General features: G+C 63.7%; 26 protein-coding genes and 1 tRNA gene. 10 read left to right on the top strand and 17 right to left on the bottom strand.

From position 1 onward, the window contains the following. Positions 1–13: 13 nt before the first annotated feature. The 3 genes from WDM24_RS39090 to WDM24_RS39080 all read left to right on the top strand — a co-directional run bounded on the left by WDM24_RS39090 (position 14) and on the right by WDM24_RS39080 (position 1,514). Positions 14–334: a YbaB/EbfC family nucleoid-associated protein gene (locus WDM24_RS39090; RefSeq protein ID WP_166299634.1), complete on the top strand. Its 321-nt coding sequence runs from the start codon at positions 14–16 to the stop codon at positions 332–334. After that, positions 335–940, top strand: coding sequence for a recombination mediator RecR (recR, locus tag WDM24_RS39085; RefSeq protein WP_338829496.1), 606 nt, complete (start codon positions 335–337; stop codon positions 938–940). Positions 941–1,085: 145 nt separating this feature from the next. Beyond that, positions 1,086–1,514 carry a hypothetical protein gene (locus WDM24_RS39080; protein WP_338692874.1) on the top strand — a complete coding sequence of 143 codons (429 nt, stop codon included), beginning with the start codon at positions 1,086–1,088 and terminating at the stop codon, positions 1,512–1,514. Positions 1,515–1,645: 131 nt separating this feature from the next. Here the strand turns inward: WDM24_RS39080 and WDM24_RS39075 are convergent, their stop codons facing one another. From WDM24_RS39075 to WDM24_RS39065, 3 genes are all read right to left on the bottom strand, one after another. Further along, positions 1,646–3,019 (bottom strand): AmpG family muropeptide MFS transporter, encoded by a 1,374-nt coding sequence (locus WDM24_RS39075; RefSeq protein ID WP_338829494.1) that lies wholly within the window; start codon positions 3,017–3,019, stop codon positions 1,646–1,648. Between the two features lie 78 nt (positions 3,020–3,097). Then, positions 3,098–3,403 carry a GIY-YIG nuclease family protein gene (locus WDM24_RS39070; RefSeq protein WP_338829493.1) on the bottom strand — a complete coding sequence of 102 codons (306 nt, stop codon included), beginning with the start codon at positions 3,401–3,403 and terminating at the stop codon, positions 3,098–3,100. Positions 3,404–3,497: 94 nt separating this feature from the next. Further along, positions 3,498–4,706, bottom strand: a complete 1,209-nt coding sequence (locus WDM24_RS39065) for a DNA recombination protein RmuC (protein ID WP_338692868.1) — start codon at positions 4,704–4,706, stop codon at positions 3,498–3,500. Positions 4,707–4,876: 170 nt separating this feature from the next. Here WDM24_RS39065 and def point away from each other — a divergent pair, with 170 nt between their 5' ends. From def to truA, 3 genes are all read left to right on the top strand, one after another. Beyond that, entirely contained in the window at positions 4,877–5,404 is a 528-nt protein-coding gene (gene def, locus WDM24_RS39060) for a peptide deformylase (protein WP_166213509.1), read from the top strand. A 156-nt stretch (positions 5,405–5,560) separates the two neighbouring features. Continuing rightward, positions 5,561–6,496, top strand: a complete 936-nt coding sequence (fmt, locus tag WDM24_RS39055; protein ID WP_338829492.1) for a methionyl-tRNA formyltransferase — start codon at positions 5,561–5,563, stop codon at positions 6,494–6,496. Continuing rightward, positions 6,496–7,233 carry a tRNA pseudouridine(38-40) synthase TruA gene (truA, locus tag WDM24_RS39050; RefSeq protein WP_338829491.1) on the top strand — a complete coding sequence of 246 codons (738 nt, stop codon included), beginning with the start codon at positions 6,496–6,498 and terminating at the stop codon, positions 7,231–7,233. Before fmt ends, truA begins: the two co-directional genes overlap by 1 nt. 277 nt (positions 7,234–7,510) lie before the next feature. Here the strand turns inward: truA and WDM24_RS39045 are convergent, their stop codons facing one another. From WDM24_RS39045 to rpmH, 12 genes are all read right to left on the bottom strand, one after another. Next, a complete protein-coding gene (locus tag WDM24_RS39045; protein WP_338828278.1) occupies positions 7,511–8,476 on the bottom strand; it encodes an IS110 family transposase in 966 nt (321 codons plus the stop codon). A 303-nt stretch (positions 8,477–8,779) separates the two neighbouring features. Beyond that, positions 8,780–9,946 carry a succinyl-diaminopimelate desuccinylase gene (gene dapE / locus WDM24_RS39040; protein WP_338829490.1) on the bottom strand — a complete coding sequence of 389 codons (1,167 nt, stop codon included), beginning with the start codon at positions 9,944–9,946 and terminating at the stop codon, positions 8,780–8,782. 17 nt (positions 9,947–9,963) lie between these two features. After that, complete coding sequence (locus WDM24_RS39035; RefSeq protein WP_338829489.1) at positions 9,964–10,581, bottom strand: DUF805 domain-containing protein; 618 nt, start codon at positions 10,579–10,581, stop codon at positions 9,964–9,966. Positions 10,582–10,790: 209 nt separating this feature from the next. Then, positions 10,791–11,636: a 2,3,4,5-tetrahydropyridine-2,6-dicarboxylate N-succinyltransferase gene (gene dapD / locus WDM24_RS39030; protein WP_166299618.1), complete on the bottom strand. Its 846-nt coding sequence runs from the start codon at positions 11,634–11,636 to the stop codon at positions 10,791–10,793. Between the two features lie 227 nt (positions 11,637–11,863). Next, a complete protein-coding gene (locus WDM24_RS39025) occupies positions 11,864–12,553 on the bottom strand; it encodes a pyrimidine 5'-nucleotidase (RefSeq protein WP_338829488.1) in 690 nt (229 codons plus the stop codon). Between the two features lie 27 nt (positions 12,554–12,580). After that, positions 12,581–13,567 (bottom strand): DUF1036 domain-containing protein, encoded by a 987-nt coding sequence (locus WDM24_RS39020; RefSeq protein ID WP_338832525.1) that lies wholly within the window; start codon positions 13,565–13,567, stop codon positions 12,581–12,583. 188 nt (positions 13,568–13,755) lie between these two features. Continuing rightward, the gene (argB, locus tag WDM24_RS39015) at positions 13,756–14,649 is read right to left on the bottom strand and encodes an acetylglutamate kinase (RefSeq protein WP_029083632.1); all 894 of its coding nucleotides are present in this window, start codon (positions 14,647–14,649) and stop codon (positions 13,756–13,758) included. A gap of 223 nt (positions 14,650–14,872) precedes the next feature. Then, positions 14,873–15,241: a DUF423 domain-containing protein gene (locus WDM24_RS39010; protein ID WP_338829487.1), complete on the bottom strand. Its 369-nt coding sequence runs from the start codon at positions 15,239–15,241 to the stop codon at positions 14,873–14,875. Next, positions 15,238–15,891, bottom strand: a complete 654-nt coding sequence (gene yihA, locus WDM24_RS39005) for a ribosome biogenesis GTP-binding protein YihA/YsxC (RefSeq protein ID WP_029083634.1) — start codon at positions 15,889–15,891, stop codon at positions 15,238–15,240. The genes WDM24_RS39010 and yihA overlap by 4 nt, the downstream gene beginning before the upstream one ends. Positions 15,892–16,050: 159 nt before the next feature. Beyond that, the gene (yidC, locus tag WDM24_RS39000) at positions 16,051–17,943 is read right to left on the bottom strand and encodes a membrane protein insertase YidC (protein WP_338692847.1); all 1,893 of its coding nucleotides are present in this window, start codon (positions 17,941–17,943) and stop codon (positions 16,051–16,053) included. A 3-nt stretch (positions 17,944–17,946) separates the two neighbouring features. Further along, the gene (gene rnpA / locus WDM24_RS38995) at positions 17,947–18,327 is read right to left on the bottom strand and encodes a ribonuclease P protein component (protein ID WP_338692845.1); all 381 of its coding nucleotides are present in this window, start codon (positions 18,325–18,327) and stop codon (positions 17,947–17,949) included. Positions 18,328–18,359: 32 nt separating this feature from the next. Continuing rightward, positions 18,360–18,494: a 50S ribosomal protein L34 gene (rpmH, locus tag WDM24_RS38990; protein WP_008542748.1), complete on the bottom strand. Its 135-nt coding sequence runs from the start codon at positions 18,492–18,494 to the stop codon at positions 18,360–18,362. A gap of 468 nt (positions 18,495–18,962) precedes the next feature. On the opposite strand from rpmH, the gene WDM24_RS38985 reads away from it, so the two are divergent. From WDM24_RS38985 to WDM24_RS38970, 4 genes are all read left to right on the top strand, one after another. Then, positions 18,963–20,441 carry a HAMP domain-containing sensor histidine kinase gene (locus tag WDM24_RS38985; protein WP_338692841.1) on the top strand — a complete coding sequence of 493 codons (1,479 nt, stop codon included), beginning with the start codon at positions 18,963–18,965 and terminating at the stop codon, positions 20,439–20,441. Positions 20,442–20,597: 156 nt separating this feature from the next. Beyond that, a tRNA-Arg gene (locus WDM24_RS38980) sits at positions 20,598–20,674 on the top strand. 148 nt (positions 20,675–20,822) lie between these two features. After that, positions 20,823–21,260 (top strand): hypothetical protein, encoded by a 438-nt coding sequence (locus WDM24_RS38975; RefSeq protein ID WP_338829486.1) that lies wholly within the window; start codon positions 20,823–20,825, stop codon positions 21,258–21,260. Positions 21,261–21,862: 602 nt separating this feature from the next. Then, a complete protein-coding gene (locus WDM24_RS38970; protein WP_166299570.1) occupies positions 21,863–23,173 on the top strand; it encodes a glycoside hydrolase family 16 protein in 1,311 nt (436 codons plus the stop codon). A 1,800-nt stretch (positions 23,174–24,973) separates the two neighbouring features. Here WDM24_RS38970 and WDM24_RS38965 read toward each other — a convergent pair. After that, the gene (locus tag WDM24_RS38965; RefSeq protein ID WP_338692809.1) at positions 24,974–25,123 is read right to left on the bottom strand and encodes a hypothetical protein; all 150 of its coding nucleotides are present in this window, start codon (positions 25,121–25,123) and stop codon (positions 24,974–24,976) included. A gap of 114 nt (positions 25,124–25,237) precedes the next feature. Continuing rightward, entirely contained in the window at positions 25,238–25,504 is a 267-nt protein-coding gene (locus WDM24_RS38960) for a DUF6161 domain-containing protein (RefSeq protein ID WP_338829485.1), read from the bottom strand. Positions 25,505–25,752 lie beyond the last annotated feature (248 nt).

Genomic DNA, 25,752 nt, shown 5'->3' with positions numbered 1-25,752 from the left:
TAGGAACGCACGCATGGCTGATTTTCTCGGCATGATGAAGCAGGCAGCGCAGCTGCAATCCAAGATGCAGGCGATGCAGGACGAGCTCGGCAATGTCGAGGTCGAGGGCATTTCCGGCGGCGGCCTGGTCGCGGTGCGCATGACCGCCAAGATGGACGTGAAGGGCATCAAGATCGATCCGTCGCTGATGAAGCCGGAGGAACGCGAGGTGCTCGAGGATTTGCTGGTCACCGCGCTCGGCGACGCCCGCCGCAAGGCGGAGACCGCGATGCAGGAGAAGATGATGGCTATCACCGGCGGGCTCGGCCTGCCGCCGGGATTTGGTCCGACCTAAATGGCTGCAAGCGTTGCCGGCCCCGAGATTGAACGCCTGATCCAGCTGCTGGCGCGGCTGCCTGGGCTGGGCCCGCGCTCGGCGCGGCGCGCGGCGCTGCACCTGATCAAGAAGCGCGAGGCTCTGATGACGCCGCTGACCGCGGCGTTGCAGGTCGCCATCGACAAGATCCAGGTCTGCAAGACCTGCGGAAACATCGATACACAAAATCCCTGCACGGTCTGCACCGATCCGCGCCGCGATCGCTCGATCATCGTCGTGGTCGCCGATGTCGCCGATCTCTGGGCGCTGGAACGCGCCAATGCGACCAATGGCCGCTATCACGTGCTGGGCGCAACGCTGTCGCCGCTCGACGGCGTCGGCCCGCAGGATCTCACCATCGATCAGCTGGTGGCGCGCGCGCATGCGCCTGAGGTCAGCGAGATCATTCTCGCGCTGAATGCGACCGTCGACGGCCAGACCACCGCGCATTACATCACCGACCTGCTGTCGGAGGCCAATGTGCGGGTGACGCGGCTGGCGCATGGCGTGCCGGTCGGCGGAGAGCTTGATTACCTCGATGAAGGTACGCTATCCGCAGCCATGCGGCAGCGGACGCTGTTCTAGCGCGCGATCGAGAGCCGGCACGGCGACGTTCGCCAGGCGATCGGCGACAGCCGAAAAGATCGCGCTGAAACAAAATGATAGGGTGGATGGCGATTCGGGGACGGTCATTCACGCTCTGACGAATCTAGATACGGAACTCCTGAAAATGACGACACACCGATTCGGCGTACGCTTGGGCTTTGCGTTTCTGGCAGCCACCTTCGCCGCGCCTTGCGCCATTGCGCAGCAGAGCGACGCGCCGCAGAAGCCCGGCAAGATGATCCGGGCCGGCGACGTGCTGTCGGGAGAACTCAGCGCCCTGAAGGTGCGCGATGCCAAGAACCGTGGCAAGCGCGTCGCGACCTACCAGATCACCAGCGAGCCGCGTCGTCTGCCGCCGCCGAACGGTCTCTGCAACCTCGAGACCGGGCCGGAAACCTTCCAGCTCATTCCGACCAACGATGCCCAGGCCGCGCAGCTGAAGAGTCTTACCGGCAAGGAAATCTCGGTGAAGGTCGACGAGGTCGCCTGCGCCCAGGACGCCGGCCAGATGAGCGAAGCCATCGTCACCAAGTGGAGCGTGGTGGCGAAGTAGGGCCGTGCCTCAATTACGATGTCATCGCCCGGCTCGACCGGGCGATCCAGTACGCCGCGGCCTCTCGATTCAAGCACAACTGTCTCTGGAATACTGGGTCACCCGCCTGCGCGGGTGACGACAGCGGAGGCTTAAACCCTCACCGGCCCCAACTCATCAAAATGCCCGCGGCGCTGCAGCCAGGCGAGCAGGATCAGGCTCGGGATCGCGACCAGCACGCAGATCGCGAAGAACACCGGCCAGCCGACGGCCTTGGCCACATAGCCCGCGCCCGACGACAAATAGGTGCGGCCAACGGCTGCCAGCGCCGTGAGCAGCGCATACTGGGTCGCGGTGTGCAGCGGGTTGCGACACAGCGCCGAGAGATAGGCGACGAAGATCACGGTGCCGATCGCACTGGTGAAGTTCTCCGCCGTGATCGCCAGCGCGAGCGCCCATTGATCGACGCCGACATGCGCGAGCCAGGAGAACGAGAGGTTGGCGACCGCCTGCAGCACGCCGCCGATCCAAAGGCTGGTGGCGAGCGAATAGCGCCGCGCCACGAAGCCGCCGGCAAATCCGCCGATCAAGGTCGCCGCGAGACCGACGCCCTTCACGATTGCCGCGTAGTCGACCTTGGAAAAGCCGATGTCGATCACGAACGGCGCGGTCATGGTGCCCGAGAACGCGTCGGTGAACTTGAACAGCACCACAAAGGCGAGCGCCGCGAATGCATCCTTGCGGCTGAGGAACTCGGAGAACGCGCCGAGCGCCGCGTGCCATACGCGTTCGGCTGCGGTCTGCGCATGCGTGGCCGCCTCCGCGCCTTTCGATTGGGCCGGCTCGGTCGCAGCCAACGCGGTGACAATGCCGATCACGACCAGCGCGGCCATCACCACATAGCCCCACATCCACGCCGACGGGCGCGCCACTCCGGCGGACTCGAAACCGCTGACGATGAACAGCGCGCCTGCGGTCGAGACCAGCATGCCGATGCGGTAGGCCGCGACATAGGATGCCATGCCGGCAGCCTGCTCGCTTTCCGGCAGGCTTTCGACGCGGAAGGCATCGACCACGATGTCCTGCGTCGATGAGGCGGCTGCGACCAGCAGCGCGGCAAAGGCCGCGAACCATGGCGATCGCGCCGGATCGGCCATCGCCAGCACCAGGATCGTCGCGATCAGCAACAGCTGCGAGAACAGCAGCCAGCCGCGACGGCGACCGAACATTTGCGTGAACAGCGGCACATGCAGTGCGTCGACCAGCGGCGCCCAGAGGAATTTCAGCGTGTAGGGGGTGCCGATCAGCGCGAGCAGCCCGATGGTGCCGAGATCGACCCCGGCCTCCTTCATCCACACCTGCAGCGTCGAGCCCGACAGCGCCAGCGGCAGGCCTGAGGAGAAGCCGAGCAGCAGCACGATCAGCACCCGCGGCTGCAGATAGACCGCGAAGCTGTCGCGCCAGGAGGTGGCGGCAAGTTCCTGCGGCTTCGCGGACGCGTCTGACGTAGCTTCAGGTGCTGTCATAAAACCGGTGTTACCAGATTCGGCCCCAAAAAGACTGTCATCGCCCGGCTTGACCGGGCGATCCAGTATCCCAGAGGCCTATCCGCCGCCTGCGGCAGTTTCCTGATAGAGGTCGTTCCAGTCCGGATTATCCTTCTCAATCAGCGAAATCTTCCACGCGCGCGGCCATTTCTTGAGCCGCTTCTCGCGATGGATCGCGCTCTCAGGATCATCGAATTGCTCGAAATAAACGAGCTTCACCACATCATATTTCTCAGTGAAACTCTCGATGAGTTTCAGTCTGTGCTCGCCGACGCGGCGAATGAGGTCATTTGTCACACCGATGTAGAGTGTGCCGCCGAGGCGGCTGGCGAGAATGTAGATGTAGTAGCTACGTGTTCCCAACTTCCGTCTCTGGGATACTGAATCGCCCGGTCAAGCCGGGCGATGACCCCGATTGGGTGGCGCGAGCGCGCTAAACAACTTCTAAAGACAACACCTACTCCCCCGCCTGCAGCTTGCGCGGGGCGGGGAACAGCTCGGGGGCGGCGGGCTTGACGAAGCGGGGGACTTCGATCGGGGTCTCGGACTTGCTGAAGTCGAGTTCCTCGATGCGGCCAGCGCGCTTTTCGATCTTGTCGGCGGAGATCAGGATCTGCCTGACGTCCTCGTTCACCTGGCCGAAATGGTTCTGCAGCTTGAGCACGCGCTCGCGCAGGCGGGCCAGATCATCGCCGAGATGCATCACCTCGTTGCGGATCTGGTCGGCGGCGTCGCGGATGCGGGCGTCCTTCAGGATCTGCTGCATCACCTGGATCGCCAGCATCAGCAGCGAGGGCGATACCAGCACGACGCGGGCGCGATAGGCCTTCTGGATCACGTCGTCGAAGCCGTCATGGATTTCGGCATAGACCGACTCCGACGGCACGAACATCAGCGCGGTGTCCTGGGTCTCGCCGGGGATCAGGTACTTCTCCGCGATGTCGCTGACATGCTTCAGCACGTCGGCGCGCAGCCGCTGGCTGGCGAATTTGCGCTCTTCGTCGCTGCGCGCATCGTGCAGCGCGGTCATGGCTTCGAGCGGGAATTTCGCGTCGATGCAGAGCGGGCGCTGGTCGGGCAGGAACACCACGCAATCCGGCCGCTTCCCGGTGGTCAGCGTGTACTGGAACTCGAACGAGCCCTTCGGCATGCCGTCCTGGACGATCGCCTCCATCCGCGCCTGGCCGAACGCGCCGCGGGATTGCTTGTTGGCGAGCACGTCGCGCAGCGTCGTGACCTGGGTGGTGAGTTCGTTGAGGTTCTTGTGGGCGTGGTCGATGATGCCGAGTCGCTCATGCAGCACACGCAGCGAATCCATCGTGTTGCGCGTGGTCTGTTCCATCGACTGGCCGACCCGGTGGGTCACCGAATCCAGCCGCTCGTTGACGGCACGGGCCATCTCGGCCTGGCGGCCGGCCAGCGCCTGCCCCATGGCATCGACCCGCCCGGAGGCCTCGCTCTGGGCTCGCAGCATGTCGGCGAGCCGCTCTTCCAGCTCGTCGGCCCGAATGGCCTGGGCCATCGCCAGTTCCGCGCTGCGCCGGCTGGCTCGTGCGATCACCACCGCGATGGCGAACAGCAGCATCAGCGCCAGCGCGCCAAGGCCGATCAACGCGTCGGAGACGCGGACCGGGAGGTCGCCGATCGTGAGGAGAATCTCGTTCATGCCAGCCGTTGTAGCCGATTCGGCGTCGCTTCCGAACGAAAAGGGAACATTTATGGTAAACGCTCCCTCAATTTTCTTGGTTAACGCTGTGTAAAGAAACGTGGTTAAGGCCGCCTTAAGGGGTTCCCGAACGCATTGACCGCATCATGCCCGCAGCTTAAATCGCGGCCATGGCTATCAGAGAAATCATCATTCTGCCGGACAAGCAGTTGCGGCTGGTGTCGAAGGCGATCGAGAAGGTGACGCCGGAGATCCGCAAGCTCGCCGACGACATGCTCGAGACCATGTATGACGCGCCCGGCATCGGGCTCGCGGCAATCCAGGTCGCGCAGCCGCTGCGGCTGATCACCATGGACCTCGCCAAGCGCGACGAGAACGGCGAGACCACGCCGCAGCCGCGGGTGTTCATCAATCCGGAGATCATTTCGCATTCGGAAGAGCTGTCGGTCTACGAAGAGGGCTGCCTGTCGATCCCCGAATATTACGAGGAGGTCGAGCGTCCGGCGCGGGTGCGCCTGCGCTTCACCGACCTCGACGGCAAGGTGCATGAAGAGGATGCCGAGGGGCTCTACGCCACCTGCATCCAGCACGAGATCGACCACCTCAACGGCGTGCTGTTCGTGGACTATCTGTCGAAGCTGAAGCGCGACCGCGTTTTCAAGAAATTCGAGAAGGCCGCCAAGCGCGCGGCGGAGTGAGTGTAGCGTGAACAGCGTTTCCGCTTGTGCGATGCGCCCTCTCCCCCCTTGTGGGGGAGAGCCGGAGAGGGGGGTAGCCGCAAGCACCGCCGTTGCGGCTACCCCCCTCCCTAACCCTCCCCCACAAGGGGGGAGGGAACGCAGCGAGTGCTGTTGATGCCGCTCCGTCTGATCTTCATGGGCACGCCCGATTTCGCAGTGCCGACGCTGCTGGAGCTTGTGGCCCATGGCCATGAGGTCGTAGCCGTCTACACTCGCGCGCCGAAGCCGGGCGGGCGGCGCGGGCTGCAGTTGCAGCCGACGCCGGTCGAGCAGGAGGCGCGCCGCCTCGGCATTCCGGTGCTGACGCCGAAGACGTTGAAGACGCCGGAAGCGCTCGAGGAATTTCGCGCGCATGACGCGGATGCCGCCGTCGTCGTCGCCTATGGCATGATCCTGCCGCAGGCGATCCTCGATGCGCCCAGGCTCGGCTGCTTCAACCTGCACGCCTCGCTGCTGCCGCGCTGGCGCGGCGCCGCGCCGATCAACCGCGCCATCATGGCGGGTGACGCCGAGAGCGGCGTGATGGTGATGAAGATGGATGTCGGCCTCGACACGGGCGACGTCGCGATGGCCGAGCGGCTGCCGATCTCAGACAGCATGACGGCATCCGATCTGCACGACGCGCTGGCGCCGCTCGGTGCCGATTTGATGGTGCGCGCGATGGGCGCGCTGCAGCGTGGCGGCTTGCAGCTTACGAAGCAGAGCGAGGACGGCGTCACCTACGCCGCCAAGATCGAGAAGGCCGAGGCGCGAATCGACTGGACGCAGCCGGCGCATGCGGTGCTTCGGCACATTCACGGGCTCTCGCCATTCCCCGGTGCCTGGTGCGAGCTATCAGGCGAAGGCGAGCCGGTGCGGCTGAAAATCCTGCGTTGCGAATTCGCCAAGGGCTCGGACGAGCCGGGCGATGTGCTCGACGACAAATTTGCCATCGCCTGCGGCGAGGGTGCGATCCGGATTCTCGAATTGCAGCGCGCCGGCAAGGCGCCGATGAAAGCGGCGGATTTTCTGCACGGCACTCCGCTGAAGCCGCCTGCGCGGCTCGCCTGATGCCGCGCTACAAACTCACCATCGAATATGACGGCACGCCGTTCTCCGGCTGGCAGATCCAGGACACCGCGCCGACCGTGCAGGGCGCGTTGGAGACGGCGGTCAAGGCGATCTGCGGCGAGGACGTGCGCGTCCATGGCGCCGGCCGTACCGATGCCGGCGTGCACGCGCGCGGCCAGGTCGCGCATTGCGACATCGCCAAGCATTTCCCGCCCGGCCGCTTCCGCGACGGGTTGAACGCGCATCTGCGGCCCAATCCGATCGGCGTGCTGGCGGCTGATATCGTGCCTGACGATTTCGAGGCGCGCTTCTCGGCGACCAAGCGGCACTATCTCTATCGCATCACCAACACTCGGGCGAACCTCGCGCTCGACCTCGGCCGCGTCTGGCGCGTGCCGCGCGCGCTCGATGCGGCGGCGATGCACGAGGCTGCGCAGCGGTTGCTCGGCAAGCACGATTTCACCACCTTCCGCGACACCGAGTGCCAGGCCAAGTCGCCGGAGAAGGCGCTCGATCAGCTCGACGTGGTCAGGGAAGGCGACGCGGTTTCGATCCTCACTTCGGCGCGCTCGTTCCTGCACAGCCAGGTGCGCTCGATGGTGGGTTCGCTGGTCTGGGTCGGCGAGGGCCGCTGGAGCGCGGACGATCTCGCTGCTGCGCTCGCCGCCCGCAACCGCGCCGCCTGCGGCCCGGTCGCGCCACCGGACGGGCTCTATCTGATGCGGGTGGATTATTAGCGGCCCCAATCCCTACTGTGCATGGGGTTGATTTCGATGTTTTTGTCTGGCGCGAGTAGCTTCGTAGCAACCATTAGCTCTTTCGGTTGTGTGCGATTGAATTGCCCGATCGCCGTTGAGACTGACGCCGTGCTCGCGGCCATCAAGGCGTGGCCTGTCGAGGGTGGGATGTGGCAGCATTTGAGCGACGGCCATCCTTGACGGCCGCTGTGCGCGGCGTCCTTGTGACGGCAGGTCGGGACGAAGAAACGGTGCCCCGATCGAACAAAGAAACGCTTCAGGTCGCCGGGGCGACGACTGGCAAGTGAGCTTGCCAAGGGGTCGCTCGGGCCACCACGGTGTTGATGAAGATGAGCAACTTCCTGGCGCAGGCGATCAGGGCACGCTTGTGGCCTTTGCCGGCGGCGATCAATCGTTTGTACAGGGCCATGAGCTGCGGATTCCAGCGGAAAGACGCCGCCAGCGCCGCAGCATAGAGCGCATGGCGCAGACGTTTGCGTCCACCGTCGATGTGACGAGCGCCGATGTGTTCGCCGCTGTCGTCGTCATAAGGCGCAAGGCCCGCAAGTGCTGCGGCCTGCTCGCGGCTGACCTGGCCGATCTCGGGCATCCGGACCAGGACGGAGACCGCAGTCGGCAGCCCGGCCCCACCGACGCTGTAGATCAGGTCGAGCCGAGCGGCGAGATCGTGCTGCTTGCGGATCGCTGCCACCAGAGCCTTGAACTCGACTCGTTCGCGCTTGGCCAGACGGGCGATGTCGTCCTTCCAGAGCTTTTGGATACGCGCGTCGCGGCAGCTCTCGAGCCGGTTCTTGAACCGCGCGATATCTTCTCCGATCTGATCGATCAGCGTCAGATGCCCGGCCAAGGGCGGCAATCTTGCATCGGGTGCCGGGTGGATCTTCTTGACCGCAGCGGTGCATGCGGCGATCAGCGCGGCATCGATCCGATCGTTCTTGGCACGCTGCCCGCGGTATTTGGCATAGGCACGCACCTGCGCCGGCTGGAACACCACGACGACAAACCGCTTGCGCCGCAGCTCGACGACGACCGGCTGCTCATAGCCACCGCTCGCCTCGATCCCAATTCGCCTGACCTTATGGCGCCCAAGCCACTCCAACAGCGTCTTGTAACCTTCCGCCGTGTTCTCCACCTGCAGCTGCTCCGAGCCGTCGTCGAGCGCCACGTCGAGCTTCCGTTTGCCAATATCGATTCCGGCACAGATTGTGATACGCTTGGCCATCTTCCTCGACCCTCCCTTGTGATGCGAACCTAAAGTTCGTTCAACCATGCGGGTCCCGATGAAGTGCCGATCGCGATCTTGCTACGAATAACAGCCTTCAAGGCTTCGATGGGTATCGATCCGATCGATCAGCGGCCCAGCCCGGGCGGCCACCCGAGCTGGGCCATTCCTCACGGAACGAGGCCAGTCTAACCCAGCGCGCTAATACAAGGATGGGTGGAGCGAAGCGATACCCATCAACTTTCTTTCGACGCGGTGAGATGATGGGTTTCGCTGCGCTCCACCCATCCTACGGTCGCGAGGCTAGCCGAAATACCGATCCAGCACGCCCCGATATATCCGCGTCAGCTTCTCCAGATCGGCCACCGGCGTGCGCTCGTCGATCTGATGCATGGTCTGGCCGACCAGGCCGAATTCGATCACCGGGCAATAGCTGGAGATGAAGCGTGCATCCGAGGTCCCACCCGAGGTGGAGAGCTCCGGCTTGCGGCCGGTGATCTCTTCGATCGCAGCGACGGCGAGGTCGGTGAACGGCCCCGGCTTGGTGACGAACACGTTCGAGTTCGACGGCATCCAGTCGATGTGGGCGCGGATGCGGTTGCCGCAGGCTTTTGCCAGCCGCTCGTCGACCAGCTGCCGCAGGCTCTCCTGGGTGTGGTTGTCATTAAAGCGGATGTTGAATTTCGCCCGTGCCTGGCCGGGGATCACATTGCCGGCGGTATTGCCGACATCGACTGTGGTGAATTCGAGATTGCTGGCCTGGAATTGCGCGCTGCCGTGATCGAGCGGCTCGTCGCTCAGCGCCACGATCAGCCGCGAGATATCCGGCACCGGATTCGAGGCGCGGTGCGGATAGGCGACGTGGCCCTGCACGCCATCGACCACCAGCGTGCCTGACTGCGAGCCGCGCCGGCCGATCTTGATCATGTCGCCGAGCACCTCGACATTGGAGGGCTCGCCGAGCACGCAATGATCGAATTTCTCGCCGCGCTCGGCGCACCATTTCAATAGCTTGACGGTGCCGTTGATCGAGACGTCTTCCTCGTCGCCGGTGATCAGGAAGGAGATCGAGCCGTTGCCGTTGTCTTGTGGCTTGCCGCCATGGTCCTGCAGATATTGCAGCACCGCGGCGACGCTGCAGGCGATGCCGCCCTTCATGTCGACGGCGCCGCGGCCGTAGAGAAAGCCGTCCTTCACCTCGCCGGAGAATGCGCCGATCGTCCACGCCGATTCATCGCCGGGCGGCACCACGTCGGTGTGGCCGGCGAAGGTGATGTGCGGCGCGGAGCTGCCGATGCGGGCGTAGAGATTGTCGACATCGGCGGTGCCGGGCTCGGAGAACGTCACGCGATGGACGTCGAAGCCTGCCGCCTTCAGCAGGCCTTCGAGAACGCCGAGCGCGCCGGCGTCGGCCGGGGTGACGGAGGGGCAGCGAACGAGATCGCGGGTGATCGAGACGGCATCATTCATGCGTCTCGCTTAACACGTCACCCCGTGGGTGGACCAGCTTTGTGCGGCACCATATCGAGCTCGCTCTGCTGATCCCAGCCCCTCCCGGAGCGCGACCCACTGCCGCGGTCGCCTCCTCGCCTCTCATGGGTTTTTCCTAGCGGATTGGGACCGTATCGATTGGGGTATGACGTGCCGCGCAGGAAGGCGAGCTCGATGAAGCCCCAGATATAGAGCACGAAGACGATCGAGCCCGCGGCCATGACCCAATAGGATTCATCGGGCAGCCGGTCCGAGAATTGGCTCATCAGACCCGGGATCGCAAAGAACGGAATCATCCACCAGCCGCTCTTGTCGCGGTCGTGCAGGCGCTTGATCGAGACGGCGATATAGACCCAAACGAATAGCGCCGTTCCGCAGGCCTTGACCAGCAGCGCCGGCAATCCGGCAGAGGTCAGCGATTTGTAGCTGTCCGGGTCGAACGCCCGGAAGATGTCGTCGACATTGAAGCCAAACCCATCCTTGCCGCCAAGGCCGGCCGAGACCACCAGCAGGGCGAAGAACATCATCCAGCAGACGATGATCAGCCCCGCGAGCCAGAATTTGGCCCGGTTGACGCGGCCCTTGAAGCCGAACAGGTAATTGGCCCAGTCCATGAAAAAACTCCGGGCGGCGGCAATTTTCGCGGCCCGGAGTTTTGTCGACGTCGGATGGAAATTGGTTCGATCCTCCGTTGGACCCGTCATCCTGAGGTGCGAGCGGAGCGAGCCTCGAAGGGTGAACGGCCGAGAGCCGGGCCATCGCCCTTCGAGACGCGCTTCGCGCTCCTCAGGGTGACGGGATGAGGAATTTAGCGCAGCGCTTCTCAGTCCCGCAGCAGCTCGTTGATGCTGGTCTTGGCGCGGGTGCGCTCGTCGACGCGCTTGACGATCACGGCGCAGGCGACCGCGGGGCCGGGCTGGCCGTTCTTCAGCGGCTTGGCCGGCATGGTGCCGGGCACCACGACGGCATATTCCGGGACCTCGCCGACGAAGATCTCGCCGGTCTCGCGGTCGACGATCTTGGTGGAGGCGCCCAGGAACACGCCCATCGCCAGCACCGCGCCCTTGCGCACGATCACGCCCTCGGCGACCTCGCTGCGCGCGCCGATGAAGCAGTCGTCCTCGACGATGACGGGCTCGGCCTGCAGCGGCTCGAGCACGCCGCCGATGCCGACGCCGCCGGAGATGTGCACGCGCTTGCCGATCTGGGCGCAGGAGCCGACCGTCGACCAGGTGTCGATCATGGTGGCTTCATCGACATAGGCGCCGAGATTGACGAAGGAGGGCATCAGCACGACGTTGCGGGCGATGAAGGCCGAGCGGCGCACGATCGCACCCGGCACGGCGCGGAAGCCGGCGTCGCGGAAGCGGTTCTCGCCCCAGCCCTCGAACTTCGAGGGCACCTTGTCCCACCACGACGCCTTGCCCGGGCCGCCCGCGATCTGGCCCATGTCGTTGAGGCGGAACGAGAGCAGCACCGCCTTCTTCAGCCACTGATTGACCTTCCACTTGCCGCCGGCCTCGCGCTCGGCAACGCGAGTCTCGCCCTTGTCGAGCAGTTCCAGCGCGTGATCGACGGCCTCGCGGACCTCGCCCTTGGTCGAGGTCGAAATGCCTTCGCGGGCGTCGAACGCGGCGTTGACGGTGGTTTCGAGGGCGGCCAGCGACATCGGGACAATCCTTGGGCGTATCGGTGATTATGACGGGAATTTTGCAGGGCTTTTTCGGAATTTGGGGCAGGAGAGTCAAGGCAAACTCAACGTCGTCCCGGCGCAGCCGGGACCCATTACCACGAATGCCAGCGGTGCAGCACGATGGGGCCACAGCGCGTAGCCATACAGAGACTGATGGTAATGGGTCCCGGCCTTCGCCGGGACGACGTGTGGAGAGATCAGGGCTATCCGTTCAGCCGCTGCAAGAACCCGGTCAAATCATCCGTGACATGGTCGACATGGGCAGCGTCGCGGCCTTCGAGCTCCCAGGTCTCGCGCACCACCTCCTGGCTGCCGTCGGGCACCACCAGCACGGTGGTCATGCCGAGCTCATGCGGCACCACCAAATTGCGCGCGAGGTCCTCGAACATCGCAGCTTTCGCCGGATCGACGTCGTGCAGCCTGAGGAACTTCTGATAGGTCTGCGGCGCCGGTTTCGGCTCGAGATCGGCCGCGATGATGTCGAACACGCCGTCGAAATGGTTGGTGATGCCGAGCCGGCCCAGCACCGCATCGACATGGCCGACCGAGCCGTTGGTCAAGATCAGCTTGCGCCCGGTGAGTTTGGCGATGGCAGCCCCCATCGCCGGATTCGGCTGCAGCGGGGAATGATCGATCTTGTGCACATAGGCGAGGTAGTCGTCGGCCTGCACGCCATGCTCCGTCATCATGCCGCGCATCGTGGTGCCGTAGCGCAGATAATAGTCCTTCTGGATCCGCCGCGCGTCCTCTGGCGTCACCTTCAGCCAGTTGCTGACGAATTCGCCGATCCGCGCATCGACCTGCTGCCACAGATTGACGTGATGCGGGTACAGCGTGTTGTCGAGGTCGAACACCCAGGCCTCGACATGGCCGAAGCTGCGGGGAGTTTTCATGGTTTGCTCAATCTCTCGTCCCGCGCATCACGGCATCGCAAAGCGCAGCGTCTTGCCGCCGCTGGTCATGTCGACGGTGGTGAAGCCAAGCGCGGCGAGGCCGCGGGTGGCACAATCGCCCTGCTCGTTGATCTCGAATTTGCTCTCGCGGGTGCAGAGCTGCACCGCGCCGCCCCAGTTCAGCGGCTTGTCCTTGATGCGGATGGCGCGGTTGTCGCTGTCGACGGCCTCGGCGAACGAATAAATCTGCTTCGGCGTGCCCGTGACGTCGGGATGCAGGCACTTGCCGGGGTCGATCCGATACCAGCCGCGGCTGGTCACCACCTTGCCGTCATCGGTCGCAACCGCGGCCATCACATTGTACTGCGTGTCGTTGCACCAGGTCAGCCCCGACGCCGACGGCTTCTGCACGGCATCGATCATGGTAGCGAAGAAGTTCGGCGACTGCACGATGTCGCTGGCGAGCCCGCGACTCCTGAGGAACGCCGACAGCGCGCTCTGGGTCTTCGGCCCGTCGACGCCATCGATCGGCGCCGCGTCGTAGCCCGCGATCACCAGCAGGCGCTGGATGCCGGCGAGCCGCGCCTGCTCGTCGTCATATTCGCTGTCCTCGGCGAGATAGGCGACGAGATTGCCGTCATCGGTCTGCGTCGGCGTGATCTGGGTAAATTGCGCCGGCGTCTGGCCGGAGCGGCATTGGCGCGCGGCGGCGATCACGAAATTGTCCTGCGCGACGCAGAGCGTGTCGGTGCCGTTCTGCGGGATCGGCGAGGCGCCGTAGACGCCGAGCGCGCGCGCATTGAGCAGCACGCGGTCGGCGGTCAGCGTGCCCTGCACCACCACCCGGCAGGTGGCGGGATCGATGCGGAACCAGCCGCGTGTCGCTGTCGCCGCCTTGTCGTCGATGCCGATCGCGGCCTCGATCACATAGCTCATGCGGTTGCAGAGCTTGAGGTCGGCATGCGCCGGCGCCGCCGAGAACAGGATTGATACCAGCGCGGCCGGCAGCGACATCGCGAGCCGCGTCGCCGGCGACCGGCGAGGCATCCTCGCCACAAGTCCCGCGATGACGGCCTTCAGAGCCTTTTCCGTTCCGATGGAATCGGAACGGGGCTCTGGATCTTTGCCTTGACGCGTTTTCTTGACGCGAACCGGTATCCACTTCGCTCGAAAACGCTCTGGTCGCGCTGCCGCGTCTGCCATTACTTATGGATCAGCGTGCCGGTGCCCTGGTTGGTGAAGAGCTCGAGCAGCACCGCGTGCTGCGTCTTGCCGTCGATGATCACGACGCCCTGCACGCCCTGTTCGAGCGCATAGATGCAGGTCTCGACCTTCGGGATCATGCCGCCGGAGATCGTGCCGTCGGCGATCAGCTTGCGGGCTTCCTTGATCGAGAGGTCCGGGATCAGTTTCTTGGACTTGTCGAGCACGCCGGGCACGTCGGTCAGCAGCAGCAGGCGCTTTGCCTTCAGCGCGCCCGCGATCGCGCCGGCAAAGGTGTCGGCGTTGATGTTCAGCGTCTGACCGTCCTGCGAGGTCGCCAGCGGCGCCAGCACCGGGATCAGCTCATAGCCGATCAGCTGATTGAGCAGCGTGAGGTCGACCTTTTCGGGGTCGCCGACGAAGCCGAGATCGACCGCCTTCTCGATGTTGGAATCCGGATCGACCATGGTGCGCGTCGTCTTCGACGCCTTCACCATGTTGCCGTCCTTGCCGGAGAGGCCCACGGCCTTGCCGCCGGCCTCATTGATGTAACCGACGATCTGCTTGTTGACCGAGCCAGCCAGCACCATCTCGACGATCTCGATGGTCGCGGCGTCGGTGATGCGCAGGCCGGCGGCGAATTCCGACTGGATGCCGAGGCGCTTCAGCATGGTCGCGATCTGCGGCCCACCGCCATGCACGACCACCGGATTGATCGCGGTCTGCTCCAGCAGCACGATGTCGCGCGCGAACGCCTTGGCGGTGTCCTCGGCGCCCATGGCATGGCCGCCATACTTGATGACGATGGTTTCCTCGTCATATTCCTGCATGTGCGGCAGCGCCTCGGACAGGATGCGGGCCTGATCGAGCGGGCTGATGTGCTGGTCGGTCATGGGACTGGTCTCGTCGTCAGCGGAGGGGCGCGCAGGGTTCTATCTGATTGGCGGGCGGGGCGCAAAGTGGTCTTCAAACCCTCTCCCCTTGTGGGAGAGGGTGGCTTCGATGCGATAGCATCGGAGCCGGGTGAGGGGTCTGTCTCCGCGGATAGAGACCCCTCATCCGGCGAGGACTGCGTCCACGCCACCTTCTCCCACAAGGGGAGAAGGAAGGTGGTCATCACCGCCTCGGCCACATCGCTGCGACCGCCAGCACCAGCCAGCTCAGGATCAGCAGCGTTCCGCCTATCGGGGCAGCCATTGGAAACAATCCATGGCCGGCATATTGGCGCAGCACGAGGTCGCCGGCGAACAATGACGCCGCGATGACGAAACCGGCCGCTGCCGCAATTCCGAACTTGGCATGGATGACAGCGCGGTCCGCAACGGCAATGGTCGCGATGGCGGCGGGTGCATGGAACAGCAGCATCGAGGACGCCGCCGCCAGCCGCGTGGCATCAGGCATATGGGCTGCGCCCGCCGCCAGCATCACGCCGCAGGCGCCCATGACGGCGGCAACGCCGATCAGAAGGCGGGATAGGCCGTTCATCGGCGCCGTTCCTCGATCAGCCGCACCATCGCGGCGCGCAACTCCGGCATGCCGTCGCCGGTCCGCGACGAGGTCACCAGCAGTTCGGGGAACGCGGCGGGATGCTTTGCCAGCGTCGCTGACGTGTCGGCGATCACGGTCTTCAGTTCGCCTGCCTTGACCTGGTCGGCCTTGGTCAGCACGACCTGGTAGCTGACCGCGGACTTATCCAGCGTCTTCAGCACGTCGAGATCGACGTCCTTGATGCCGTGGCGCGCGTCGATCAGCACATAGACCCGCGCCAGCGTCGCGCGCCCGAGCAGGAACTTGTGGATCAGCGCCGTCCATGACGCCACCTTGGTCTTCGGCGCCGAGGCGTAGCCGTAACCGGGCATGTCGACGAGACGAAAGTCCGCGTTTTCCGGGCCCTCGAAGAAGATCAGTTCCTGGGTGCGGCCCGGCGTATGCGAGGTGCGAGCTAGCGCATTGCGGCCGGTCAGCGCGTTGATCAGGCTCGATTTGCCGACATTGGAACGGCCGGCAAAGGCGACCTCGAGGCCGGCCATCGGCGGCAGCGTCTCGATCGAGGGCGAGGCCCAGATGAATCGCCAGTCGCCGGCGAACAGCTTTCGTCCCTGCTCGATCAGCTCCGCATCGGGTTCGGTGCTCATGCGAAGGATCCCATCTCGTGGTGGCCAGGCAAAGGCCCAAGGCGTGTCTTTGGCGTAAGACGACCCGGCCATCCAGGTCAACGTCCTGCCGCCCTCCAATACGTCGATGCCCGGCACGAGGCCGGGCATGACGTGGCGATGAAGCGTTGTTGCCGGAAGCTACGTCGCTTTCTTGGTCTCAGTCGTCACGCTTTTTTTTTGAAACGTGGATTTGAGATTGTCGAACAACTCTACTTTTACGCCGTTCTTGCGCATGATGAAGCTCTGCTGCAGCACCGACAGCAGGTTGTTCCAGGCCCAGTAGATCACGAGACCCGCCGGGAAGCCCGCCAGCATGAAGGTGAAGATCAGCGGCATCCAGTCGAAGATCATTTTCTGGGTCGGATCCGGCGGCGCCGGGTTGAGCTTCATCTGGACCCACATCGTGATGCCCATGATGATCGGCCAGATGCCCATCACCAGATAAGCTCCGATATGCGGTCCGAGCAGCGCGATCGGATCGAACGGAATCAGCCCGAACAGCGTGAACAGGTTGGTCGGATCGGGCGCCGAGAGGTCCTTGATCCAGCCGAAGAACGGCGCGTGCCGCATTTCGATGGTGATGAACAGCACCTTGTAGAGCGAGAAGAACACCGGGATCTGGACAACGACGGGAAGACAGCCGGCGATCGGATTGATCTTCTCCTTCTTGTAGATCTCCATCATCTCCTGCTGCTGCTTCACGCGGTCGTCAGGATAGCGTTCCTTGAGCGCGGCCAGCTGCGGCTGCACCGACTTCATCTTCGCCATCGAGGCGTAGGACTTGTTGGCGAGCGGGAAGAACAGCAGCTTCACGATCACCGTCACCAGCAGGATCGCGATGCCGAAATTGCCGACCAGGCGATAGAACCAGTCGAGCGCCAGGAACATCGGCTTGGTGATGAAGTAGAAGTGGCCCCAGTCGATCAGCAGATCGAAATGGTTGAGGCCGAGCTGCTTGTTGTAGCCGCCGAAGCCGACCAGCGGGAAGTTGAGGCCGACGACAGCGGCCTCCTTTGCGCCGGCGAACAACCGCCCACTGGCGACGGCGGTGCCGCCGATCGGGATGGTTTGCCCGCCGAGCATGTAGTCGGCCTGGTAGCGCTTGTCGCCGGTGGTGAACCTTGCGGTTTCGAGCGTTGCGTCGGTCTCGGGCAGCAGCGCCGTGGCCCAGTATTTGTCGGTGATGCCGAGCCAGCCGTTGGTGACCTTCGAGAACACGACGCCGCGAGAGTTTCCGCCGGTCGAGGTCTTGCTCTCGTCGAGATTCTTGTAGGTGTATTCCTGCAGACCGTGTTCGCCGAGATAGCCGATCGGGCCTTCGTGCAGGATCGCGTAGCCGGAGACCGGCGGCTTGCCGCCGCGCGAGATCAACCCAAACGGATACAGCGTGACCGGCGCACTGCCGAGATTGTTGACCTCGTCCTTGATGGTGAAGAGGTAGCGATCGTCGATCGCGATGGTGCGGCGGAAGATCAGCCCCTGGCCGTTATCGTATTTCAGCGTCACCGGGCTCGTCGGCGACAGGCTGTTCGAGCCTTCCTGCTGCCAGACGGTTTCGCCGTTCGGGGTCTTCACCGACGAGCCGTTGGCGGTCAGCCACAGGAACTCGGCGTAATAAGGCTCGGCCGTGCCAGACGGCGACAGCAGCACGACAGCCGGCGATTTGGGGTCGACCGTCTCGCGGAACTGGACCAGCGCCAGGTCGTCGATCCGGGCGCCCTTCAACGCGATGCTGCCGGTGACGCGCGGCGTGTCGATCTTGATGCGCGGGCCGGAAGCGAGCACCGTCTCGCGGCTCGCCACCGGGGCGTCGGCGGCAGGCGCGCCCGGCGCCGGCGACGCAGAAGTCCCCGGAGCGGCGCCAGGAGTGGCACCCGGAGCCGCCGGCTGCGCCGCTGGCTTCTGCACCTCGGCCTGGCGCTGGACCTCGCGCTGCTTCTCCATCTGCGGCACATTGTAGAAATATTGCCAGGCGATCAGGACGAAGCCGGACAGAATGACGGCAAGGATCGTGTTGCGGTTGTCGGACATCTCTTATGGTCTCGTCATTCCGTTCGGATTGGGCGCGCTTGTGTTACCCGCCTTTGGCGCAGGCCGGTCGAGGCGGCGCAGCGCCGACCGCAGGTCGTCAAGCATGGTCGCAAAGTCGCGGGTCAGCGCGTCACGACGGCCGACTAGCACATAATCATGGTGCGGCCGCATGTATATGGCACCGACCCGTCTAATCACTTCGCGAAGCCGGCGGCGAATGCGGTTGCGCTCGGTCGCGGTGCCATTCTTCTTGGTGACGGTATAGCCGACGCGGATCGGGCCCTGATCGTCGCGGCGGCGGCCCTGCAGCACAAAAGCTGCGGTATTCGCCCGCGCGCCATTGGCAACGGCGAGGAAATCCGCCCGCTGCCTCAGCCGATCCATAATGGGTATCTCCGGAGTGGAGACGTCCGGGCTCAGGCGCTCAGGCGCTTGCGGCCACGCGCGCGGCGCGCAGCGAGGACCTTGCGGCCGCCGGCCGTGGCGAGACGGGCGCGGAAGCCGTGACGGCGCTTGCGCACCAGTTTGCTGGGTTGATAAGTCCGCTTCACGGGTAATTCTCCGCTGACCGGGCAATTTGCCGTTGTATTGAGATGAAGTCCGGTGATGCTGGCGGGCTCAAACGCGCCGATTACGGCCCCGAACGAGCCGCCCCCGGGTCAAGAACCGGGCCATCGCGGACAGTTGGCGCGGCTTATAAGGGAGCGTCTTGTTTTCGTCAATGTCACAGGGCGTCGCAAACGGGCTTCTTCGAAACGTCGCAATTAGGGCGAATATATCTGTTTTCGCGGGGTTTTTGACGGTGAGGGGCGCTGTGGGGCGCTCTAGAGCGTTTTCGAGCGAAGTGGGCACCGGTTCGCGTGAAGAACACGCGTCAAAACAAGAAGCTAGAGCTTCGGTTCTGATTCAATCAGAACCGAAAATGCTCTAGGAACCGCCGACATTAGCGATCCGTAATTTGACCGGCTTGGGGGCCGGGCGGCATCTTCCGACCCCTAAGCCAAGCAAGGCCTTATCTTGTGGCTCTAACTGACGATCAGGCGCCCGCGCAGAAGCAGCGGCCCAAGCCGTCCCTTCGGCTCGGGCTGTCGGGCAAGCTGTTGCTGCTGACGATCCCCCTGGTGATGATCGCCGGGCTCCTGATCTACGTGCCGGCGATCGCCAACTTCCGGATGAACCGGCTCAATGACCGCCTGGCAGCCGCCAATACTGCGGCGCTGGTGCTCGACGCCGCCCCCTCCGGCCTGGTGCCGGATTCGCTGGCGCGGCAGATCCTGACCAGCATCGGTGCCCGCGCCGTCGCCATCAAGCTCGGGCAGCAGCGCCGCCTGCTTGCCAGCGCCGATTTGCCGGCCGCGATCGACCATGACGTCGACATGCGGACCATGACGGTGTGGTCGGCGATCGTCGATGCCTTCGAGATCATGCTGGAACACGGCGACCAGACCATCCGCGTGGTTGGCGCCGCGCCGGGCCAGGCGCAATTCATCGAGGTGGTGATCGACGAGAAGCCGCTGCGGCAGGCGATGTATCGCTTCTCGCGCAACGTGCTGGTCGTTGCCCTCCTGATTGCCGGCCTCACCGCCGGCCTGGTCTATCTGGCGCTGCACTATCTGTTCGTCCGCCCGATGCGGCGGCTGACCGCGAGCCTGATCGGCTTCCACGAGAATCCGGAAAGCTCAGCGCGAATCATCGTGCCAAGCCAGCGCGGCGACGAGATCGGCGTTGCGGAGCGTGAGCTGTCGGACATGCAGCGCGACCTCGTCTCGATGCTGCATCAGAAGAGCCGGCTCGCCGCGCTCGGGCTCGCCGTCTCCAAGATCAATCACGATCTGCGCAACCTGCTGGCCTCGTCACAGCTGCTGTCGGACCAGCTTGCCAGCGTGCCCGACCCGCGGGTGCAGCGCTTCGCGCCGAAACTGCTGCGCTCGCTCGAGCGCGCCATCGCGTTCTGCCAGTCGACATTGTCCTATGGCCGCGCGCAGGAGGCGGCGCCCGACCGCCGCGTCATCATGGTCGAACCGGCGGTTGCCGAGGTGCGGGAGTCGGCCGGGCTTGCGACCGATGTCTCGATCACCTGGATCAGCGCGATCGAGCGCGGGCTCACCATCGACGCCGACCCGGACCAGCTGTTCCGCGTGCTGCTCAATCTGGTGCGCAACGCGACGCAGGCGCTGGAAAGCCGCACCGCCAGCGACGGCGGCGCCCAGCAGATCCGCATCACCGGCCGCCGCGAGGGGACGGTTGCGATCATCGAGGTCTCCGACACCGGCCCCGGCGTGCCCGCCAAGGCGCGCGAGCACCTGTTCGAGGCGTTCCAGACCTCCGGCCGCCCCGGCGGCAGCGGGCTTGGTCTCGCGATTGCCGCCGAGCTGATCCGCGCCCATGGCGGCCATATCCATCTGGTCGAAGGCACCATCGGCGCCACCTTCCGGATCTCGATCCCGGATCGTCCGGTGGAACTGCTCTCGGTCCGCAGCGAGCGGGCGCGGGCGTAAACGCGTCCCGGTATGCCGGAAGCGCGGGCCAAAACCGCGCCGAAATTGGCGTTTCCAGACCTTGCCAACCGGACCGGGAGCCTGTAGCTAGAGCGCTCTTTCGCGACGTTCCGGGCCTCTCGGAGCCGTCTGGGCTTCAAGCCCTGCCGCGAAAATGCGCCCGTAGCTCAGCTGGATAGAGCATCAGACTACGAATCTGAGGGTCGGACGTTCGAATCGTTCCGGGCGCGCCATTCACGCAAGTTCCCATTGAAAATCAAGAACTAACGCAGATACAAGCGTTTAGCTGCCGCGTGGTGGTCACAAGCGGTGGTGCTAAATCGTGCGCATGTTGATGGGCGTTATCAAGGATAGGCACGGGACGTACTGTGCCCGAAGACGGTGCCAGAGAAGCCCAAGGGACTGCAGGCTGCGGTTGCGCGCGAGCTGAACAACGGCAAGGCCGCGCAGAAACACCTGAAGCGTTCGCTGGGCACCAAGGACCTCCGAGAGGTCAACATACGCGCCAAGCCCGTGTTGGCAGAATTTGACCGCGTCATCGCCAAGGCAAAGGCGCGCCTCGCAGCCGCCATCATGCCGACGATCAAGCGCACCAGCCTGAATGACACCGAGATCAAGCGCATGGCCGAGTACGTGTACGCCAAGGCGCTGGCTTGGGACGAGCGTGTTCGCTTTGGCGGTCGAGATGAGATGGAGCGTCTTGAGGCTGAACACCTGCGTCTCGAAGGTACGCCTTTGGGTCCTTGGGCGGTCCCGTACGAGCAGTGGCCGCAGCGTGGCGTGCCTCGGTCAGTGTTCGAAGATATCATCGCTGGCTGATCTATCGTTGCCGCGTCGCTCTTCGACGGCGTCGGCCGACGCCAAAAGTCGCCCGGCTGACGACGTCTCCCGGCACTCGTTTCGTCCGCGTTCTTAGCGAGAAGCGCCTGCGCCCAGTTATGTGCCTTGATCGCAATTACAACGAAACGATCGACGTAATTCGCGACCTTCAACTCCGTGCTTCTCAACGGGCAGCTGGCCGCTTGCTTCGGCCCACGGGTAGAAGAAACGGAAGGATCGGTTGGGTCAAAAACGCCACGGACTTCAGCACTATCAACTCCATATCAGCCGGGGCGGCCTTCATGCTCGCCGCCGGCTATGATCGATTGAGCCGGGTCAGTCGCCTACGCACCTCGTCTAATTGTCGCCATGCTACCTTATTTTTTTCGCCATACTCCCTCACTAGCCAAGCTAGTCTAGCAGTGGGGGGGGCGTACCTTCAAATCTCCACTGCGTTGAAATCTGCCCGCATCACCCGCTGCGGGCACGGGGTCCGTCGCGCAATTCGCGACGCTGGAATGGTCGCGCAATTCGCGGCAGTGGAATGGTCGCGCGGTTCGCGACGGTGGAATTCTCGGTTCAATCCTCGGAAGGAACATGGAATGGCCCTTGCCGCGCCAGCAGGCTTTACGTCAAGCAATCTCGTCTATCAGGACAGCTTTTCCAGTTCGCTAGACAGCGACTGGCACACCTACATCACGAGCCGCGCCGCCAACGGTTCGGCGTGGAACAGCTATGGATCGGGTGGAAGCGGGCCGGGCGGCCCGTACGATGCCGACTACGACATGCCGAGCCAGGTGACCGTGAGCAACGGTCTGCTGAATCTCACGGCGGCCAAGCAGACCGTCACCGGCATGAATCAGGGCTCGGTGCAGTCATTTCCGATTACGTCGGGCGCCGTCAGCAGCTACGGCAACTTCGAGTTTAACGGCGGTTACCTTCAGATCAGCATGAAGGCGCCGAGCGGCAATGGTGCATGGCCAGGGCTTTGGCTGATGCCCGGCGCAGGCTCGAACAGCGGCGACAATTTCGAGATCGATATCCAGGAGGGCGGATATACCGGCTCGGGACCGGCAAACCAGGCCTTCTCCTGGCATCTTCACTCGCCGTCAGGGACGGTCGGCGGTGTTGTCGACACCGGCGTCGATCTCACGGCCGGCTTCCATACCTACGGCATCAATTGGGTGCCCGGCCAATCGATCACCTGGTACCTCGACGGAAGACAGATAGCGACGGTGACCAGCGCGCAGGCGCAGATTCCGAACCAGCCGATGCAGCTGATCATGAGCAATCAGGTCGCGAATTCAAACGCGGCCGGCTGGCATACTGCACTTGATGGCTCTACCCCCTCGACGATGCAGATGCAGATCGACGAAATCCAGCTCTATCGATTGCCCGGCGGCGCCGGCTCCGTTACTGGAGCGAGGGTCGACACCTCCTCGCCGGTCACGCCACCGTCCCAGCCGACCACGACCAGCACTTCGGACACGACCGCTACCTCAACTACCACTCCGACCACTGTTGTCACGCCGACTGCAACCTCGGACACGACTTCGCCGAGTACCGCGGCAGTCGACCCGGGAACGGCTACTACAACGACCGTCCCCAGCTTCCTAAGCGCCATGGGACTGGCTTCACCGTCCGGCTGGTCGGCGAGCACGACCGGCGCAAGCACTGGAAGCTGGGCAAACCAAGATTTTGCGCAACCGAGCTCGTTGGCAGACCCCGCACGGCAGACGGCCTCTTGGTCTGGAGATCAGGGCACGGCGGCGTCTCAGGCAAGCAACAGCTTTGCGTTGCTGAACCAGTATCTGACCAGTAGCTCCGGTCGGGTCGATGGGGGTTCGATCGCTGTAGCGATGGGCGCCGCCGCCTGGACACAGGACTCGTTCCTGACCAAACCTCAGAGCTAGTGCGTTAGCGGGCCTCACGCGGGGGCTGGCCCTTCAAGGGGCAATCCGTTGTGTGGTGAGCCTTGGCGTGTGTCGTCCGGCAACGTCTTCGCCAAGGCTTTCACGCCCGTGAATGGGGTGCGCTTCAGCTCATCAACTACAACTCGAGGGCAGTTTGCCAGTCGGAGCTTCGTGCCCTTCGGCAAGTGCTCAAGAGCAGGTGTTGAGTTAGTGGCGATCTCGTCGCGCTTGATCGAGGCGTGCGCGGCATGGAACGTAATATGTCGGCCGGAACTGGCGGGCGACTTCGGGCGGGATCTCGATCGGTTTTCGGGTAATCGGCATCCCCGGAAGATAGGTATCGGGGGCCCGTTTGGCGAACTCAACGAAAGCGGCCCCCACCTGGGGCCGCCAACCCGAGCGATACGGGTTTTCTTCCAGCAGTCGGGGGGGCGCCCTTGGCTGGAAGCTTCATATAGACGTTCGGTCGGTCCGATCGTTCCTTACCTACAGCGAATTCGGGAAAAAATGGCAATTCCTGACAGCCATGTTAGATTTGGAATCTCGGGTGTCACGCCCCGATTTTCATTGATGCATAGGAAAAACTTGGCCCCAGTGCTCCGACGCTCTGGGGTTCTTTCTGTTGCACGCATCTTCTGGAGTAGCCCGCCAGCGTAGTACCGACTGCCACTTTTTCCCGATACTGTGAATGGCGCTCCTCCGGAAAGGGGCGCCCCACGAAGCGGCCCCGGTGTGCTCCCCAAGCCCGACCGGGGCCGTTTCGCTTCAACGCCGCCAAGGAATTAAAGCATAGGCCTATGCGCATCGGCTGGGTTGTCGCGGCGCCTATGCACGGTACGATTCATATGCGGTCCATTCGCGTGGTTGCCGCTAGGGCGCAACACCGCGCGCCTGATCCTTCAAGTCCAAACTAGGCCCCGGCTTGTGTCCCCTCGCTGGGGCCTTTCTTTTTGGAGTGGCCTAGCCAGAGACGCCTTTGCTGAAATTTATCACCTCGCCCCAGTCTAGCCGCGTATCGACCCAACCGACCTTGCCGCAAGCGGTGCACTTCAGGTGCGCCCAGATGTCGTACGAATCTCAGTCGGGGGATTAGGGCTCAACGCTGCCCGCAAAAAATACACGCGGGCAGCGTTGGCTCTAGCCCCAGGATGTAAAGTGCAAAATCCTGACGAGTAGAATACCGCGCAGGCGCGCAATCGTTTCGTACCTCGGAGGGGCAGCTCGCTGATCGTTGTTCGTAGGAACGAATGGATACGGCAAGAGTCGGCGTTCCAGCTCCCAGTCGCTCCTCAGCCCCTGGGAGTAGCGATCCCTGGCGCTGTGACTAACGTCCGGCGCTGGGGGCGCTGGTTTTAAGCTATCGCTACGTGCGCCTGGCCTGAGGCAGCGATCTCCATCACGATCTCCAGTTTTCTCAAAATGGCACGGCGCCCACCCATGTCATGCCAGTTCGGAACGATGTGCACAGCGCCAGCAACGCCACAGGTGGTGCAGACCAAACGCCAGCCGACGCGCGACCAGGACTGATCCTGCGGCAATGCGTCCAGACGGACGTCCACCATCCTGTTGCAGTCGCCATGGCATTTTATGTTGCACGTCACATGTCCGTCCGCGAGCCATTCCCCGGGGCTACCGGGCGGGAAGGAGCGGCCGGACCATTCTGTGTAGCGGCGTGACGGCATAAGCGGATGATCGCGCCGATCGCGCGCGTAGAGAAGCCGCTAGGATTTGGCGATCGAACGGCCCGTTGCGCTATTGGTTGGTCAATTGTTCTTCCCGGAAAAGGCTGGCAGCTCGCCGCTACATGCTGGCGGCGATATCAATCCCATAGCGCGCGAGAGCGAGAGACAAAACCAAGCCGATAACGCTGAACAGCGTAACCGTGGCGAGGGTGGACACCGGGCGCGAGGCGTCGAAATCATCCGTCGCAGGCTTCGAAAGGCTGAACATGAAACCCTCCTCAAAAGTAGAGGAGTGTAAGCGTCAAACCTGACGGGGGGCTGACGGGTCGTCCGGCAACGTCGTCGCCAAGGCTCTCACGCTCTCACGCCCCCCGTGCTGGCGTCATGGTTTTCTAATGAGCGCCTGTAGCAGTCCGCCGACTTCTGGAGCTGCATCATCTTTAACTATTCCGTCTGAGCCGGGCCTAAACAGTGCCGTCAAGATTACTTGCCGGTCCTTCTCTTCGACCTCTTCGACGGATTTGCTTTTTGCGAGAGCCAGGAAGGTCATGATCATTGTCCTTCGCTCCTCAGCGTCAGTCGCGAGGTGATAGGCACTGAGATATACCCGCAAGAGAATCCGACCGACCCAAAATGCGACGGTCGTCATGAGCAGGCAAATGCTGTGGCCTTGAAAAGTGCGGCGCAGGGAACGGCGGCTCCATCTGTGGGCAGATGCGATGCTGCACGGTCATAAAGGCAATAAAGGACATATATCGCCCCTGCCGAGAATACGATCAGTATCGCCAATGCGACGCGATAGGCTAGGCGATTTTGGTCCGCGCGAAGTCTCCAGTATCGGACTGGCCCCTGCAACTGCATGCGTGTCTCGTAGGCTAACGTGATGCCTTCCAGGCC

The sequence above is a fragment of the Bradyrhizobium sp. 27S5 genome (assembly GCF_037217225.1).
In the GTDB taxonomy this organism is placed as follows: domain Bacteria; phylum Pseudomonadota; class Alphaproteobacteria; order Rhizobiales; family Xanthobacteraceae; genus Bradyrhizobium; species Bradyrhizobium septentrionale.
This window is presented reverse-complemented; position numbering and strand designations above follow the sequence as displayed.